General features: G+C 36.2%; 18 protein-coding genes. 5 read left to right on the top strand and 13 right to left on the bottom strand.

Features of this window, described 5'->3' with window-relative positions; all coding sequences use genetic code 11:
- Window positions 1-110 precede the first annotated feature (110 nt).
- Both ACM6HU_RS06755 and ACM6HU_RS06750 read left to right on the top strand, forming a co-directional pair.
- Entirely contained in the window at window positions 111-1868 is a 1758-nt protein-coding gene (locus ACM6HU_RS06755; RefSeq protein WP_016116407.1) for an aromatic amino acid hydroxylase, read from the top strand.
- Window positions 1849-2160: a 4a-hydroxytetrahydrobiopterin dehydratase gene (locus ACM6HU_RS06750; RefSeq protein ID WP_016116408.1), complete on the top strand. Its 312-nt coding sequence runs from the start codon at window positions 1849-1851 to the stop codon at window positions 2158-2160. The genes ACM6HU_RS06755 and ACM6HU_RS06750 overlap by 20 nt, the downstream gene beginning before the upstream one ends.
- Window positions 2161-2178: 18 nt before the next feature.
- Here the strand turns inward: ACM6HU_RS06750 and ACM6HU_RS06745 are convergent, their stop codons facing one another.
- Together ACM6HU_RS06745 and ACM6HU_RS06740 are read right to left on the bottom strand one after the other, a co-directional pair.
- A complete protein-coding gene (locus ACM6HU_RS06745; protein WP_016116409.1) occupies window positions 2179-3036 on the bottom strand; it encodes a VOC family protein in 858 nt (285 codons plus the stop codon).
- A gap of 21 nt (window positions 3037-3057) precedes the next feature.
- On the bottom strand, window positions 3058-3462 hold the full coding sequence (locus ACM6HU_RS06740) for a DoxX family protein (protein WP_003200553.1): 405 nt from the start codon (window positions 3460-3462) through the stop codon (window positions 3058-3060).
- Between the two features lie 158 nt (window positions 3463-3620).
- Between ACM6HU_RS06740 and ACM6HU_RS06735 the strand changes: the two genes are divergently transcribed.
- Window positions 3621-4166 (top strand): helix-turn-helix domain-containing protein, encoded by a 546-nt coding sequence (locus tag ACM6HU_RS06735; protein WP_003200551.1) that lies wholly within the window; start codon window positions 3621-3623, stop codon window positions 4164-4166.
- Between the two features lie 50 nt (window positions 4167-4216).
- On the opposite strand, the gene ACM6HU_RS06730 is transcribed toward ACM6HU_RS06735, so the two are convergent.
- On the bottom strand, window positions 4217-4594 hold the full coding sequence (locus ACM6HU_RS06730) for a MaoC/PaaZ C-terminal domain-containing protein (protein ID WP_016116410.1): 378 nt from the start codon (window positions 4592-4594) through the stop codon (window positions 4217-4219).
- A gap of 422 nt (window positions 4595-5016) precedes the next feature.
- Entirely contained in the window at window positions 5017-5475 is a 459-nt protein-coding gene (locus tag ACM6HU_RS06725; RefSeq protein ID WP_016116412.1) for a GNAT family N-acetyltransferase, read from the bottom strand.
- A 149-nt stretch (window positions 5476-5624) separates the two neighbouring features.
- Between ACM6HU_RS06725 and ACM6HU_RS06720 the strand changes: the two genes are divergently transcribed.
- Window positions 5625-5978, top strand: a complete 354-nt coding sequence (locus ACM6HU_RS06720; RefSeq protein WP_052331349.1) for a CPBP family intramembrane glutamic endopeptidase — start codon at window positions 5625-5627, stop codon at window positions 5976-5978.
- An 11-nt stretch (window positions 5979-5989) separates the two neighbouring features.
- Here ACM6HU_RS06720 and ACM6HU_RS06715 read toward each other — a convergent pair whose 3' ends face one another.
- The 7 genes from ACM6HU_RS06715 to ACM6HU_RS06685 all read right to left on the bottom strand — a co-directional run bounded on the left by ACM6HU_RS06715 (window position 5990) and on the right by ACM6HU_RS06685 (window position 13698).
- Window positions 5990-6496 carry a GNAT family N-acetyltransferase gene (locus ACM6HU_RS06715; RefSeq protein WP_016116414.1) on the bottom strand — a complete coding sequence of 169 codons (507 nt, stop codon included), beginning with the start codon at window positions 6494-6496 and terminating at the stop codon, window positions 5990-5992.
- A 497-nt stretch (window positions 6497-6993) separates the two neighbouring features.
- The gene (locus ACM6HU_RS06710; protein WP_016116415.1) at window positions 6994-7221 is read right to left on the bottom strand and encodes a YrhC family protein; all 228 of its coding nucleotides are present in this window, start codon (window positions 7219-7221) and stop codon (window positions 6994-6996) included.
- A gap of 126 nt (window positions 7222-7347) precedes the next feature.
- A complete protein-coding gene (adhE, locus tag ACM6HU_RS06705; protein ID WP_016116416.1) occupies window positions 7348-9951 on the bottom strand; it encodes a bifunctional acetaldehyde-CoA/alcohol dehydrogenase in 2604 nt (867 codons plus the stop codon).
- A gap of 256 nt (window positions 9952-10207) precedes the next feature.
- On the bottom strand, window positions 10208-11341 hold the full coding sequence (locus ACM6HU_RS06700; RefSeq protein WP_016116417.1) for a bifunctional cystathionine gamma-lyase/homocysteine desulfhydrase: 1134 nt from the start codon (window positions 11339-11341) through the stop codon (window positions 10208-10210).
- Window positions 11342-11343: 2 nt separating this feature from the next.
- Complete coding sequence (locus ACM6HU_RS06695; RefSeq protein WP_016116418.1) at window positions 11344-12267, bottom strand: O-acetylserine dependent cystathionine beta-synthase; 924 nt, start codon at window positions 12265-12267, stop codon at window positions 11344-11346.
- 82 nt (window positions 12268-12349) lie between these two features.
- The gene (gene mtnN / locus ACM6HU_RS06690; RefSeq protein ID WP_016116419.1) at window positions 12350-13045 is read right to left on the bottom strand and encodes a 5'-methylthioadenosine/S-adenosylhomocysteine nucleosidase; all 696 of its coding nucleotides are present in this window, start codon (window positions 13043-13045) and stop codon (window positions 12350-12352) included.
- A 14-nt stretch (window positions 13046-13059) separates the two neighbouring features.
- Complete coding sequence (locus ACM6HU_RS06685; RefSeq protein ID WP_016116420.1) at window positions 13060-13698, bottom strand: class I SAM-dependent methyltransferase; 639 nt, start codon at window positions 13696-13698, stop codon at window positions 13060-13062.
- A 136-nt stretch (window positions 13699-13834) separates the two neighbouring features.
- On the opposite strand from ACM6HU_RS06685, the gene ACM6HU_RS06680 reads away from it, so the two are divergent.
- Entirely contained in the window at window positions 13835-14050 is a 216-nt protein-coding gene (locus ACM6HU_RS06680) for a YrzA family protein (protein WP_000010988.1), read from the top strand.
- A gap of 38 nt (window positions 14051-14088) precedes the next feature.
- On the opposite strand, the gene ACM6HU_RS06675 is transcribed toward ACM6HU_RS06680, so the two are convergent.
- Window positions 14089-14715, bottom strand: a complete 627-nt coding sequence (locus tag ACM6HU_RS06675) for a YrrS family protein (RefSeq protein ID WP_016116421.1) — start codon at window positions 14713-14715, stop codon at window positions 14089-14091.
- Between the two features lie 116 nt (window positions 14716-14831).
- The gene (locus ACM6HU_RS06670) at window positions 14832-16586 is read right to left on the bottom strand and encodes a peptidoglycan D,D-transpeptidase FtsI family protein (RefSeq protein WP_016116422.1); all 1755 of its coding nucleotides are present in this window, start codon (window positions 16584-16586) and stop codon (window positions 14832-14834) included.
- Between the last annotated feature and the right edge of the window lie 212 nt (window positions 16587-16798).

Below are 16798 nucleotides of genomic sequence, written 5' to 3'. Positions count from 1 at the left end.
AATTCCGAATCTTATGATAAAATTTTATAAGCGCTTACAAAAAATAAAAGGGGGTGATATACCCCAAAGTAATCACAGCAGTTTTTACAGATAAAAAGGAGGATGTATTAATGACAAAGAAAACAGAAATTCCATCACATTTAAAACCATTTGTATCCACGCAGCATTACGATCAGTACACACCGGTTAATCACGCTGTGTGGCGTTACATTATGAGACAAAACCATAACTTTTTAAAAGATGTTGCTCATCCAGCCTATGTTAACGGACTACAATCATCTGGTATTAATATAGATGCAATTCCAAAGGTTGAAGAAATGAATGAATGCTTAGCACCAAGTGGTTGGGGTGCAGTAACGATTGACGGCCTTATTCCCGGCGTAGCGTTCTTTGATTTCCAAGGACATGGTTTATTACCAATCGCGACAGATATTCGTAAAGTGGAAAACATTGAATATACTCCAGCTCCTGATATCGTTCATGAAGCAGCTGGACATGCACCGATTTTACTTGATTCTACATATGCAAAATATGTAAAACAATTTGGCCAAATTGGAGCAAAAGCATTTTCAACTAAAGAAGAACACGATGCTTTTGAAGCTGTGCGTACTTTAACAATTGTGAAAGAAAGCCCAACTTCTACACCAGAAGAAGTTGTAGCAGCGGAAAAAGAAGTTGCCGAAAAGCAAAAGCTTGTTTCTGGCTTATCAGAAGCAGAACAAATTTCTCGTCTTTTCTGGTGGACAGTCGAGTATGGCTTAATTGGAGATATAAATAACCCGAAAATTTACGGTGCTGGCTTACTTTCTTCTGTTGGCGAAAGTAAACATTGCTTAACAAACGCTGTAGAAAAAGTTCCATTCTCAATTGAAGCTTGCATACAAACGACATATGATGTTACGAAAATGCAGCCACAGCTATTTGTATGCAAGTCATTTGAAGAATTAACAGAGGCACTTGAGAACTTCTCTGAAACAATGGCTTTTAAAACAGGTGGCGCAGAAGGATTAGAAAAAGCAATTCGTTCTGAAAACAATGCAACTGCTCAATTAAGTAGCGGGTTACAAATTACAGGTACATTTGCAGAAAAGATTCAAAATGATGCGGGTAGAGTGATTTACATGAAAACAAATACACCGACTGCATTAGCACTAAACAATAAACAACTACCGAGTCATTCTACAGCTGTACATCAAGATGGCTTTGGTACACCAGTTGGTTTATTAGAAGGCAATGTTTCACTCGAAGATTGCACAGATGAGGAGTTACAAGCATTAGGCATTATCATCGGTAATCGTACGGAACTATCCTTTGCAAGCGGTGTTCATGTAAAAGGAACAGTAACCGATATTGTGAAAAACGATGAAAAAATCACTCTTATTTCATTTACAGATTGCACAGTGGTTTACAAAGATCGTCTATTATTTGATGCTTCATGGGGAGCTTTTGACATGGCAGTTGGTTCAAAAATCACTTCTGTATTCCCAGGCGCAGCCGATGCAGCCGCATTCTTCGGAGTGAATGAAGAAGTAGAAGAAACACCAGAACCACTTACATTAACTGAGCTGGATCGTATGTATCAAACCGTTCGTGATATTCGAAATGAAGGTGTGTTACAAGATTCATATGTGGAACAATTAGTAGCAATTCAAGAGGTACTAAATAAGTTCTATACGAAAGAATGGTTACTTCGCCTTGAAATTTTAGAATTACTTTTAGAGCATAACAAAGGAAACGAAGCATCTGATGCTCTATTACAACAACTTTCCACTTTTACAGAAAATGAATCTGTAAAGCGTTTGATTAGCAATGGTCTTGCCCTACTCCCAATAAAGGATGTGAACAACAATGCAACGACTAACAGATGAAGAAGTACAAGAGGAATTAGCAAAGCTAGATAAATGGATAGTGAAAGATGAAAAATGGATTGAAAGAAAATATATGTTTTCCGACTACTTAAAAGGTGTCGAATTTGTCTCTGAAGCCGCCAAACTATCAGAAGAACACAATCACCATCCATTTATCCTTATCCAGTATAAAGCAGTCATTATTACTTTGTCATCCTGGAATGCAAAAGGTTTAACAAAACTTGATTTCGAGCTAGCAAGACAGTTTAATGAACTCTTTTTACAAAATGAAAAAGCAATTATAAGAAAGTAAAAAAGGAGAAGCCTTTATTTAGGCTTCTCCTTTTACAATCAATTGAATACAGTGACCAAACGGATCTTCTACTTGCATTATTCCATCTTTATACGTAGCAATCGCGCCAATATATTTTAAGCTTTCACACACTTGCTCTTTTTCTTTTTCATCTACTAGTACAATTGTGAAATATTTCAAGCCAACGGAATTTAGCATCTGCGGCGGCACACCTTCACCTTGCCATGTATTTAAACCAACATGGTGATGATAGCCACCTGCTGAAACAAATAATGCACCGTTTCGGACTGGAATCGTCACTTCAAATCCAAGCCCATCTACATAAAAACGTTTTGCTTCTTCTAAATCAGCAACATGTAAATGGATATGTCCCATTACTGTTCCGCTTGGAAATCCATTCCACTCATTTCCTTGTTGTAATAATCCTTCTCCATCTAATGGGTTGCTAACAAACGGAAGCTCTCCCTTTTCATCACGCCATACTTCTCTTTGACGATCATGATAAATTTCGATTCCATTTCCATCTGGGTCAGCTAAATAAATTGCTTCGCTAAAGTAATGATCTGCCCCGCCATGTAACGGATACACTTTCTGCACAAGATGAAGAAGAATATTTGCTAAATCTTGTCTACTTGGTAGTAAGATTGCAAAGTGATATAAACCAGTGCGATTTCTTTGTTTTGGAAGAGTATTTTCTTTCTCTTCTACTATAAGAAGCGGTTCATTACTTTCATTACCAAGTGTAACGATATGCTCCTCTTCTCTTACCACTTTCAATCGTAACACATCTGTATAAAATGCTAGAGACTGTTGTAAGTTCGATACATATAAATGAACTGTACCGAGTGTTGTACTGGGATGAAGTCGAAAGTCCATATTGTTATGCCCCCATTTCGATTAGTCTTTTTTGAATACAGTCGCTTTTAAGAAGTTATCTACAAAACCTTCAGCTTTAACAACGAATAAGTAAAGACCCATTGCTAACAATGCAAGGTCTAATTCGTATCCTGGATTCTTTCCATCTCCTAATAAACCAGCAGACCATTTTACTTTTACAATTGCTCCAACTAAAATAAGTGCAAATAATAATCCAATATAACGTACACCTAAACCGATAATCAATAACAGACCACCAACTAATTCTACTGTCGCTACGCCGTATGCAAGAGCACCTGGTAAACCGATACTTGTAAACCATCCTGCAATATTATCAATGCCTGATTGGAACTTTGCCAAACCATGCATAAAAAACGTTACTCCTAATACGATACGAATAATTAAATTACCAATATGTTGATTCATTTTGTTATCTCCTTTTATGTTTTATAATATAAAACTTTTGTTTACATTACAAAACATACAATAATTTTTTTTATTCGTCAATTTATTTTTCTTGAGAAAAAAATGTTTTTTTTTGCTATGATACAAATAGTTGTCTACAAAAAAGGAGCTTGATTATTATGAATATCGGTTCTGCAATACGTGAAATTCGTCAGCGCAGAGGCGTCACTATCGCCCAAATTTGTGAAGGAACAGGACTTTCTAAAGGTTTTATGAGCCAGGTCGAGAATAATAAAACTTCTCCATCTATCTCAACTTTAGAAACAATTTCCAAATTTTTGAACGTTCCTCTCCCTTATTTATTGCTTGAGCAAAAAGATCACATGAAAATTGTAAAAAAGGAAGAACGAAAATACAGTGTGTATGGAAAAGATGAACAAAGGATTGAGCATGTCGCTGAGCAAGGAGGCCTTCGTTTATCTTTAGTAGAAATCCCAGCTGGATTCCCAAAAGAAAATATACCAAATGCTCATGAAGGTGAAGAATGCCATCTTGTTTTGCGCGGTAAATTAGAAGTACAGCACGGAGAAGATATCGCGATTGTGGAAGAAGGAGATTCTTTCTCCTGGAGTGCATGTGTGCCACATATTGTGCGTAATATTGGCGAAGACTCCGCATTATTACTCATCTCGAGCCATGCTGAAAATCGAAAACGTGTATATTAAAATGCAATACAAAAAGCCTGTTTTCAAAAATGAAAAACAGGCTTTTTGCATTATTCTCGTATAATTCCATAGCTTGATCCTACTAATACTTCTTTCCCTTTTTGATTACGATAAATCGACTCTATCGATACCTTTTTGTACCCTTCCATTTGTTCCACACTTGTAAGATTTACATCACAAGTAATTGTATCTCCAGTAAAAACAGGCCTGATGAATTCACTTACTAATTCCCGTGCTATGTAATGTACCTCTCCACCAATTTTCGTTCCAATACTTGCAGTTAATAAACCATGCACCATTAAACGTCCCTGCTCATCATGTTCCATATGATGTCTCCCTTTATCACCTGTAAGATGAGCAAATTCCAAAACCTCTTCTTCTGTAAATGTTCTTTCATACCGAAACGTATCTCCTACTTTAATATTCAATTTCATCCCCCTTTTTAAAATTCCGAATTTTCTTTATTATTTTACCACAAAATGAATATTCCTTCATTTTAATCACTAAAGGTGCTGTTACAAACTGTTAATAATTAACATTTGCATGTTATTATTTAATTATCTTTGATGAAATTGGAGGCCTTAATAATGACATTTGAATTAGTTAGTAGCATATTATTGGCAGTTTCATTACTCTTCTATTCCACATTAGAAGTTTGGCTTGCTCCCAATAATAACTCCTTCTTTAAAGATTTAAAAAAGAAAATGATATTCCTACTCCCCTTGTTTACTCTCTCATTCGCAGTCCACTATTTCTTTTTTGTACAGTAAAATATTGTATCTGTATAAACGAAAAAAGATTGCTATCGCCTAGCAATCTTTTTCTACATTCTTTCTATTATCTAATGGGGCTATCTATGTCCCTGTTTTTTCGCTTCATTATAACCATAATAAGCACACGTCCCATTTTGAGATAAATCCCGTACCTCAAAACCACAACTACGATAAAAATCAAAATTATTCGCATAAGTATGAGCAAACCAATCTCCATGAGGGAGTTTCTGCATACAAAGGGAAACGAGCTTCTTTCCTAATCCTTTTCCTCTATATTCATACTTCACAACTAAATCCATAATATTGGCAGCCATTATCTGATCAGAAATAACACGAACCATCGCAATCATTTCTTCCTCATCCCAAATCGTAAAAGCCCACGTAGAATTTTCAAATGCTATCGTAAATTTTTCAATTTGCCAAGATGGAATGCTATTGTTACTCCAGCCTGCATCCTCAAATAAACTTTTAATCGCATAAGCTGGTACACCTGTCGTTCCTTCTCGAATAATGAGTCCGTTATGATAAATATACAATCCCAATCCCCCTTTTATTGTTATATACTATTCTTTAAAAGTTGAATATTACCTTTTTAAAAGGAGAAAAAGATGGGGAAATTATTATTATTTTCTTTTACACTTCTTGTCATTACTGTACAAACTACTAATATAGCATTCTTTTGTTTATGGATCCTTACATTACTACTTCTACTACAAAAAGAAATATCTTATATACAACATATCATGTTCCCGTATTATTTTCTATTATCAATGGCGTATTAGAAGAATGTATTTGGCGGGGAATCTTACTACATCAGTTTACAAATCAGTTTGATGAAAAATGGGCTATTTTGCTTACAAGCATTGGTTTTGGTTTGCAGCATTACTCCTTAGGTTTTTCTTGGAGTGTTTCCACCGCTTTTATTATAGCTGGTATATTTTATGGAGGAATAGTTGTGAAGTCAAATAGCATCATTCCAGCTATTATATGGCATATAATTTTAAACATATTAATGGTATTTAGTGGTCTCATTCTTTAAAAGTGCAGGATTTATCCTGTTCTTTTAATTGCATATACAAGAACATCTATTCCATGAAATGATGCTGTCTTCTCATAACTCATTCCTGTTTTTCGAGCAACAAAGATAGAAGCAGGATGATCTGGATTAATAAGAGAAATGAGCTTATTCAAACTTAACACTTGAAAACCATAATCTCGAAAAGCTGTTGCTGCTTCCTTTGCATATCCCTTTCCCCAATACTCTGGAAGTAACCAGTACCCAATTTCAATTTCTTCTCTTCCATCTACTTGTTGCCTAACGAGTCCTGCGTGACCAATTGGTGTATCTGTTTCCTTTTCAATCATTAGAAATAATCCTAAACCGTTTTTATAACTAGGAAGAACCCAGCTTTCAAGACTTTTTTTACACTGCATATATGTTTTCGGAGTTCCGTTCCCAATGTAACGCATCACTTTCTCATTTCCCCATAAAGAAGCATAAAACTCTAAATCAGCCATTGTATATTTGCGAAATTGCAAACGATCCGTATGGAACATATCATCCTCCCCCCTTTGCCTGAATACATTTCAGAATGTACAATGTATGGTAACTTTTACATCTATTATAAACGAGGTAATATGAAATAAGGGGAAAATTCAAAATTCAAGGGATTTATTAGAGTAAAAGCTGTTTCCTTAGATAAGGATGTAACTTTAATCAATCCGCACGAACCGGAATTTTATAAGATGTTTTTAATAAAAAAGACAGTAGACAAAGACTTGTCTACTGCATCCATATTATAACTAGTACAACGAAAACTACAATTGAGGGGGGAGGTTTTTCACTTATATACTAGATATTTATCTTGTTCTAACAACAGACAAGAACTTCCCGTTCACAAATGACATTGGATTAGAACTTAGTTCTATTTCATTTTAATTGATAAAGATTATTATTGTCAGTATAAAACACATAAATTTTCTACAAAATTTTACTTATAATAAAAAACGCTACAAAAAGATACTATCTTTTCGTAACGTTTCATCTATCAATCTTATTCATACTGGTTCTCCTCTAACCTGTCACGCAATACTTTAACACGTTTGAAGAAGAAAAATGACATCCCTAAAAATAAAACAATAACACCCATCATCGCAAAGGATTGTATAGTTTCTCCTCCTCCATTTGGGATTAATAAACCAATCATTAAAAATGTGGCTAGCGCAAGAAGAACTTGACCGAAGCGAATATAATCTGCTATTTTCTGTTGTAATTCTTTCATACTTCTACCACTCCTCCCTCTCACTCTATCATATTCTAATCATTTCTGAGGCAAGTAAATACAGCCAATGAGGGAGAAGTTTTCCAACAGAAAAAGAGCCGCTGCTAAACGGCTCTTTCAAATTTTCTATACACCTTTATAAGCTTGCGTATACACTTCTTTCAGCTCTGAAATAAGCGGTAATTTCGGATTTGCTGTTGTGCACTGATCTTCAAAAGCTCTTTCCGCTAACGTGCCAACAACTGCTTCAAATGCTTCTTTTTCAACACCTTGGCCAGCGATGCTCATATTAATATTTAATTCTTTTCCAAGGGCAATAATAGCTTGTACTAATGATTCTACGCCTTCTTCCACTGTACGCGCTGGAAGTCCAAGCATTCTTGCAATATGTGCATAGCGCTCATCTGCAACAAAGTACTCGTATTTTGGGAATAGTGCATGTTTTCTTGGTTTGATTGCATTATAGCGAATAACATGTGGCATTAAAATAGCATTTGCACGGCCATGCGGAATATGGAATTCCGGTCCAAGTTTATGCGCTAAGCTATGGTTAATTCCAAGAAATGCATTTGCAAATGCCATACCAGCCATTGCTGATGCATTATGCATTTTTTCACGAGCCTCTTCATCATTGCCATCTTTATATGCACGTGGTAAATATTTAAAGACAAGGTCCATTGCTTTTAAGGCTAATCCATCTGTATAATCATTTGCCATAATTGATACGTACGCTTCAATTGCATGTGTTAAAACGTCCATTCCTGTGTCAGCAGTGATATGCGGTGGTACTGTCATAACAAACTGCGGATCCACAATGGCAACATCTGGTGTTAATTCATAATCAGCGAGCGGATATTTGATATTGTTCTTTTTATCTGTAATAACCGCAAATGGTGTCACTTCTGACCCTGTTCCAGATGTTGTCGGAATTGCAACAAACTGCGCCTTATTTCCTAGTTTTGGATATTTACATGTACGTTTTCTAATATCTAAAAACTTTTGTTTTATACCAAAGAATTCTGTTTCTGGGTGCTCATAAAATAGCCACATTCCTTTTGCTGCATCCATCGCTGATCCGCCGCCAAGAGCAATAATAACGTCCGGTTTGAAGCTTCTCATCATTTCTGCACCTTTAAATACAGTTTCATCTGACGGATCTGGTTCTACTTCAGAGAATATTTCTACTTTCACATCATTTCTATGTTGAGCTAAATAATGCGTTACTACATCAATATATCCATACTGTACCATTCCAGGATCTGTTACAATGAATGCGCGTGAAATGTTCGGCATACTTGCTAAATATTGCGTAGCGTGTTTTTCAAAATAAATTTTTGGTGGTAACTTGAACCACTGCATATTCTTTTTTCTATTTGCAAGTCTCTTTACGTTCATTAAATGTGTTGCCGTTACGTTTTGAGATACAGAGTTCTTTCCGTATGATCCACATCCGAGTGTAAGAGACGGAATGAAAGCATTATATACATCACCAATTCCGCCCTGTGCTGACGGAGCATTTACGATAAGACGACATGCTTTCATACGTAAACCAAACTGTTTTTGTACTTCTGTATTTGTAGAGTGAATAACTGCGGAATGTCCTAAACCGCCAAGTTCTAACATGTTTTCACAATGCTGCAATCCTTCTTCTAATGAATTTGCTTTTATACAAGCTAATACTGGACTTAATTTTTCACGAGATAACGGGTGGGCTGCGCCGACTCCTTTAATTTCAGCTACAAGTATCTTTGTGTCTTCAGGTACTGTAATCCCAGCTAAGGCTGCAATATAATGTGCGGATTTCCCAACGATATCACTATTTACTGCACATGTATTCTCATTAATAACAAGCTTCTCTAATTTTTTTCGTTCTTCTTCTGTTACAAAGTAACAATTGTTTGCTATCATTTCTTTTTTCACAGCGTCATAGATTTCTTTATCTACAATGATTGCTTGCTCAGAAGCACAAATCATACCATTATCAAACGTTTTCGATAAAATCACATCATTTACAGCACGTTTCACGTTCGCTGATTTTTCCATGTAGCATGGAACGTTACCTGGTCCTACCCCTAGGGCTGGTTTACCAGTAGAATATGCTGATTTCACCATTCCTGCTCCTCCAGTTGCTAAAACAAGCGCTACACCTTCATGATTCATTAATTGTTTTGTTGCCTCAACAGAAGGCTTTTCAATCCATTGAATACAGTTCTCTGGTGCACCAGCTTTCACTGCAGCATCGCGCACTGTTTTTGCAGCTGCGATAGAACATTGCTGCGCTGAAGGGTGGAATGCAAAAATAATTGGGTTTCTCGTTTTTATCGCAATGATTGCTTTAAACATCGTTGTTGACGTTGGATTTGTTACTGGCGTTACCCCAGCAACCACACCGACCGGCTCTGCAATTTCTATTACTTCCTCATGTGGATCCTCACGAATAATCCCCACTGTTTTGTCATTTTTTATGCTATTCCAAATATATTCAGTTGCAAAAATATTTTTAATACATTTATCCTCATACACACCGCGTCCCGTTTCTTCAACAGCCATTTTTGCAAGCGGCATATGTTGATCCACGCCCGCAAGTGCCATTTCATGTACAATTTTATCAATTTGTTCCTGTGTAAAACCTTCTAATGCTTGTAAAGCTTTTTTACCATTCTTTACTAACGTCTCAATCATTTCTACCACTTCTTGCGTTTCATTTACAACTTTCTCTTTGACTACCATGTAATTTCCTCCTATTCTGCTATATGGACTTAAATAGCCCCTAAGGGTCTTAATACGTCCCTATTAGCGTAAAAAAATAGAGTTACTTTTCCTACATGAATCCTATCGTTTGTGAAATGTTTCACATATTTATGTGTGAAGTATTATTTCATGATTTCAATATACACGAAATATTTTCATTTGTGTGTGTCTAATTTGTGAAAACATTCACAATAAGAATTTAAAAAAGCACCGCCCTCTTAGCAGTGCTTTTTCATTATGCTAACGCTTGTGCTAAATCTTCAATTAAATCTTCGCCATCTTCAATACCGACAGAAATACGAATTAATGTATCTGTAATTCCTAGCTCTTTACGACGATCTGCTGGAATAGATGCATGTGTCATTTGAGCTGGAATAGAAATTAAGCTTTCTACTGCTCCTAAACTTTCAGCAAGCGTAAAATACTGCAGTTTCTCAAGTACTTTATTTAGCGTTTCTTCACTGTCTACATCGAATGAAATAATTGCACCGTATCCATTCGCTTGTTCAGTTGCTAATGCATGATTCGGATGTGATTCAAGGCCTGGATAGTATACTTTATTAACTTTTGGATGATTATTTAAAAACTCAGCAATCGCGCGTGAATTTATTTCATGTTCTTCCATACGAATTCCTAATGTTTTTAAACCACGAAGTAACAAGAAGCTATCTTGTGGTCCAAGAATACCACCTGTTGAGTTTTGAACGAAATGAAGGTCTTCTGCTAATTGTGGGCTATTTACAACAACTAATCCGGCAACAACATCGCTATGTCCACCTAAATATTTCGTTGCACTGTGAAGTACAATATCTGCTCCTAAAGAAATTGGTGACTGCCAGTATGGCGTCATGAATGTGTTATCAATAATTGTTAGCAAACCTTTTTCTTTTGCAAACGCGGAAATTTGCTTAATATCTGTAATTTTTAATAATGGGTTTGTTGGTGTTTCTACATAGATTGCTTTCGTATTCGGATGAACTGCTTCTGCTACTTCATTTAAATTTGTTGTATCTACAAATGTATGTTCAATACCGAATCGATTCAATACTTTTGTAATCACACGATATGTTCCGCCATATACGTCATCTGTTAAAATGACATGATCTCCTTTGGAGAATAACATAATCGTTGCTGTAATCGCAGCCATCCCTGATCCGAATGCAAACCCTGCGTGACCGTTTTCTAATACGGCAATCATTTCTTCTAATGCTGCACGCGTTGGATTACCTGTACGTGAATATTCGTATCCTTGATGTTTACCAACTGCTTCTTGTTTGTACGTACTTGTTTGATAAATCGGTACGTTTACAGATCCAGTTGAAGGTTCTCCTATGCGAATACCATGAATTAACTTTGTTTTTGCTCTCATTTTTATTCCCACCCTTTGTATATATCTTTACTTAAATAACGCTCACTGCTATCTGGAAAAATCGTTACAATATTTGTACCTGGTTTTGCCCTTTCAGCTTCTAATAAACTTGCATGAAATGCTGCTCCTGAAGAACTACCAACAAGAAGGCCTTCTTTCTGCGCTAATTCTTTCACACGTCTGAATGCATTTCGATCAGAAATGGTATGAATTTCATCGAAATATGATGATTTTAAAAATGGCGGAATAAATTCAAGACCGATTCCTTCTGTTTCATGTGGACCTGCTTCACCACCATTTAAAATAGATCCTTCTGGTTCTACAATCACCGTTTTAATTTCACGATTTTGTTCTTTTAAATAGGAGGCAGTTCCCATAAATGTACCACCAGTACCTGCACCTGCTACGAATATGTTAATCTCTCCATCTAGCGCTTCCCACAGCTCTGGTCCTAATGTTTTGAAATAGGCACGTGGATTTGCGTCATTTGCAAATTGGCTTGGAGAGTATGAATTGGGCGTTTCTTTTACTAATTCTTTCGCCTTTACAATCGCACCAGTCATCCCTTGTTCAGTTGGCGTATGCACAACTGTTGCACCAAGTGCTTTCATCAGCTCTTGCTTTTCAATACTGAATTTTTCTGGAACACAAACAATTACATGTAAATCATGCTCTAGTGCTGCAAGTGCCAGTCCAATGCCAGTATTCCCTGCCGTCGGTTCAATAATTGTTCCCCCTGGCTTTACAAGTCCTTTTACTAGTGCATCTTCAATCAATTCTCTTCCTAAGCGATCTTTCACGCTTCCACCTGGATTATAAAATTCAAGCTTTGCAAATAAACGAACGCCCTCTGAAAGTGAAAAACGAGTAATTTCTACAATCGGTGTATGACCGATTAATTCATGAACTCCACGATACACCTTCATCGTGTTCTCCTCCTTATTTGCCAATAAAGAAAAGGCAACTGTATGTATCTTCTTTATATGAGACAGTTGCCTTTTTGTTACATTACTTTAACTCTTCTAACACTTTTATAATAAAGTTTGTAGAATGAAGAGCTGCTTGATCTAAAAATTGATCAAATGAAACGTTTGATTCTTTACCAGCAATATCAGAAAGTGCACGAATAATTACAAATGGTACTTTGTATTGATGACATACTTGTGCAACCGCTGCTGCTTCCATTTCTACTGCGTAAAGATTTTCAAATTTATCACGGATTGCTGCAACTCGGTTTGGATCACTCATAAATGAATCCCCTGTTGCAATCATTCCTTTCACAACTTGAATGTTCTCTTCGGATTTCATACATTTCTCAGCTAATGCTATTAGTGCTTCATCCGCTTTAAATCCTGGTGGCATCCCTGGCACTTGACCATATTCGTAATCAAATGCAGTTACATCCACGTCATGATGGCGAACTTCTGTTGAGATGACAACATCCCCAACATTTAAAGATTGATGGAATCCACCAGCTGAGCCTGTATTAATTACTTTTTCAGGTTGGTATCTCTCTAATAAAATTGTCGTCGACATAGCTGCATTTACTTTACCAATACCAGACTTTAACAAGATTACTTCATGTCCTGCTAATGTCCCTTTCGTAAATTCACAACCTGCAACGGTTTCTGTTTCTGCTTGTTCTAATTTGTCACGTAAAATACGTACTTCTTCTTCCATTGCTCCAATTACAGCAATTCTCAATCTAATCCCTCTTTCTATTGCTTAGTTGCCTCCATTACCCAAACGAAATGATTTAATCTCGTAAATGTTACATGGAAGCCATTGTTTTCAAAAATAGATTGCATGATCGGAATACGTGTATAGTATTCTGTTTGCAAATCGTTTGCTAACTGATGAAAACCTCTTTGTTTTGCAGTTTCAACAGTTTTATCATACGCTTCTTGATCTGCAAATATCGTATCAGCAAACACTATTTTACCACCTTTATGAAGCAATTGACTATACTTCGCAATTGCTACATCTTTTTCTTCATCTGTTAGATGATGAAACGCATAAGTGCTTACAATTGTATCAATAGAATCGGGAACATCAAAAGAAAGAAAATCTCCCTCTGTAATTGAAAATCCTTCTGGTAGCTTTTGCTTTGCGATTGTACGCATTTCACGTGACGGCTCTATGCCGTAAACAGTATGGCCGGCAAGTAATAATTTATTTGTTAAATTGCCAGTACCAACACCAAATTCTAATACATTTCCAAATGATTTATTTACTACATCCTCTAAAATCTCCTCATAACGAGCGAAAACTTCTTTATATTGTATATCTTCGCCTTGTACGAATGAATCGTACGTATGAGCCCACTCATCAAATAAACCGTTAAATTCTATACCCATATAAAATTCCCCTTTTTCTTATCGGTTTTATCAGTATGATATGCTTTCTTTACGAAAATGTCAATTGAAACGGAAATGGTATTTCCTTCTTTTCTTTGTTACACTTAACATGATTATATGGAGAGGAGCGTTTTTTGTGTCATTTACGTTTGAAATGCTGGAAGATAAAGTAGAATTTTTTGAAGCACCAAACTTAGTTTCCTTAGAAAAGAAAATTAACGAACAAATTGACAATAACAAAGCACTTATGCTGGAAGTTCATCATATTTCTCATCAAATGGTTATGGATCCCGAGAGCAAAAGACCTTATTACAGCGCAGTTGTTCATTTTAAATTAAAAAAATTACGCTAAACTAAAAAAGAGAGAGGTTCTAAGAACCTCTCTCTTTTTTAGTTTAGCGTTTGAACAAGTGCTGGTTTCCAACCCTCATTTTCTACCCAATCAATATTTACATAGTACCTTTTACCAGTTTGTTTATCTTGAACATTACCGTACGCTTTTTGCTTACCGTTATTCCCAATGCGGTGAATAACCAATTGTTCCACTGGAACTTCGATTGCAGCGGAAATTGCTTGTTTCATCTCATTCCAATCTGCTGATCCTTGTTGAAATGTCATTGCCGGTGTTGCACCTTGCGTTGTACCAGCTGGCTTCCAAGAAGGTTTCGTATAAGCATCTGTTGCTTTAGGCTGTGTTTTTTCAGCTGGGACCTTTTCATTTGCTTTTGCTTCTTCCTCAGCTTTTTGTTTCTCTTCGTCCTCTTTTTTCTTCGCTGCTGCTTGCTCCTGTTTCTTAGCTTCTTCTTTCTCTTTCGTTTTCTCAGTTTTATTATCTTTCGTTGTTTGCTGAGATACTTTCTTGTCTGGAGAAGATGCTTGCTCTGTTGTATCAGAAGTAAAGAATACTTGGTACGCTACAACAAGTACTGTTAATAGCACAATAGCAATTGCAATATTTAAAACACCGTTTTGACGACGTTTTTGTTGTTTCTGTTGGAATCTAGATCCTCCTGCCATTCTTCAAACCTCCATGCAGTTTTTCCTACTTGCTATTGTAACACTAAATCTTAAAAGGTTGAACAACTACAGTAATTTTTTCACGAAATGAAAACATTTGATAATAAATTGCAAGATTACCTTCTACTTTCCAAGTGAGCAATCTCTTCTACAAATTCTTTAAAAATCGGTGTTACAGTATTTTGTTCATTATTCGTTTCTAAGTCAACAACTACTAGCGCATATCTTGGGTTTTCATACGGGAAGTAACCCGCAAACCAACGATTTACACGATTTCCTTTTCCTGTTTGTGCCGTCCCAGATTTTCCGGCAACAGATAGCGGTAATGACTGAAAAGTAGTACCTGTTCCTTTCTCCATCGTTACTACTTTTCTTAATAGTGATTGCACTTGTTTCACTGTATGATAAGAGAGTTGCCGCCCCTCCAATTTATGATCTTCAAAATGAAAAAATCTTGTGCCATTTTTGTACCGTATTTCTTTTACAGCTTTTACTTCTTTCTTCTCTCCATTTCTTGCAATCGTCGCCATCATATTTGCAACAGCTAAAGGAGATATTCTTACATCTTTTTGTCCAATTGCTGTTTGAGCAATTGCTTTGTGACTCACCTTATTTTCTTCACCATTCCAAACAGTTGCTTTTTTCTCTTCTATCAACTGTTTAAATCCAGGTGTATGAAACACTTGCCCTTTCCATCCTACCGTCTCACCCGCTCCTAGCGCTTCTAAATACGTTTCCATTACATGTTTATCCTTTTGCATCAATTCATCACTAAGCACCGCAAATGTCCTGTTACAACTCCTAGCAAAGCTCTCGGTGAAGCTTAATTTCCCCATCATAACCTGCGGAGTATTTTCGCCATACGGATCTGTATCACAGTTAAACATACGATGAGATTGAATTATATCATTATCAATTGCCGCGGCCGCTATAACTGTTTTAAAAACAGAACCAGGAAAATGAGGAATTAGCATTTGGTTTTCCATCGTTTTTTGATACGCACGCTTATCATTCGTCTGTAAAGATGGTTTACTCACCATTGCTAAAATTTCACTCTTCTTCACATCAAGTAGTACTAATCCACCGTTTTTTATTCCATGCATTTGCACAAGCTCTTCTGCTTTTTGTTGCAAAGACTTTTCTATCGTTGTTTGAATCGTAACTGGATAAAAAGGATTTCCAGGAGATGTATATTTTGCACGTTTCCCAAAAATCGGTTCGCCCTGTCTGTCTACGGGATACAACACTTTCGTTTCACCATCAGTCATTAAAAATTCATCAAATGATTGTTGAAGTCCTGAAATACCAATCGGTGTTTGAATAGGTAACTTCTTCATTTCCCCGTATCGCTTTTGAAATTCATTCTCGTTTTCTCCTACTGCACCAATTAAATGTTCTGCTTCTGGTATTTGTTTCACCCTTACTTCAGTTGCAACCATGCCTAACATATCCGCACGATTAATCTTTTCCACCTGTTCTTTCGTTAATTGAAACGGTTTATCACCTCTTTGAAATATAAATGGTTTTCGTTTGTCTTTCATTTGCAGATTTATGTCTTGTCCCGGCACACTAATGATATGCGCAATTTTCTCTAACATGTCATTTTTTATTTGTAGAAATGGAAAAATAATTAACACTGGATACTTTTCTTCACCAAGTTCTACTCCATTTCGATCAATAAAACGTCCCCTACCATCATCCACTGTAACTGCTTGTGTACGCTGGGTAACACTCTTTTCAATTAAATTTATATGTTTATCTGTAAATGATTCAGTATATATAAGCTGTATTTGTACCAATCTTCCAAGCAATAGCAACATGATGCATGTAAAGCATAATAAGGTGATGATAATTCTCCGTTTGATTTTCATAAAAAACACCTCGTCTTTTCAGTTTAGACGAGGTGCCATTCCTTTTATACAGAACGAAATATTACAAAAGCGTATATTATGTAATTATTTTTTATTGACTGACTGGTTGTTTTGCATATTTTTCAAAAACTGATTTATAAGTTTCCACATTTAAAACTTTAAGAGCAAAGGGATAAGCAAGAGAGAAACAAATAAAAAAGGTCCACTCGCAT

Origin of the sequence: Bacillus sp. IT-79MI2 (genome assembly GCF_949768135.1) — a bacterium.
Lineage (GTDB): Bacteria > Bacillota > Bacilli > Bacillales > Bacillaceae_G > Bacillus_A > Bacillus_A pseudomycoides.
Note: the sequence above shows the minus strand (reverse complement) of the source record. Positions and strands in the feature narration are given on the sequence as shown.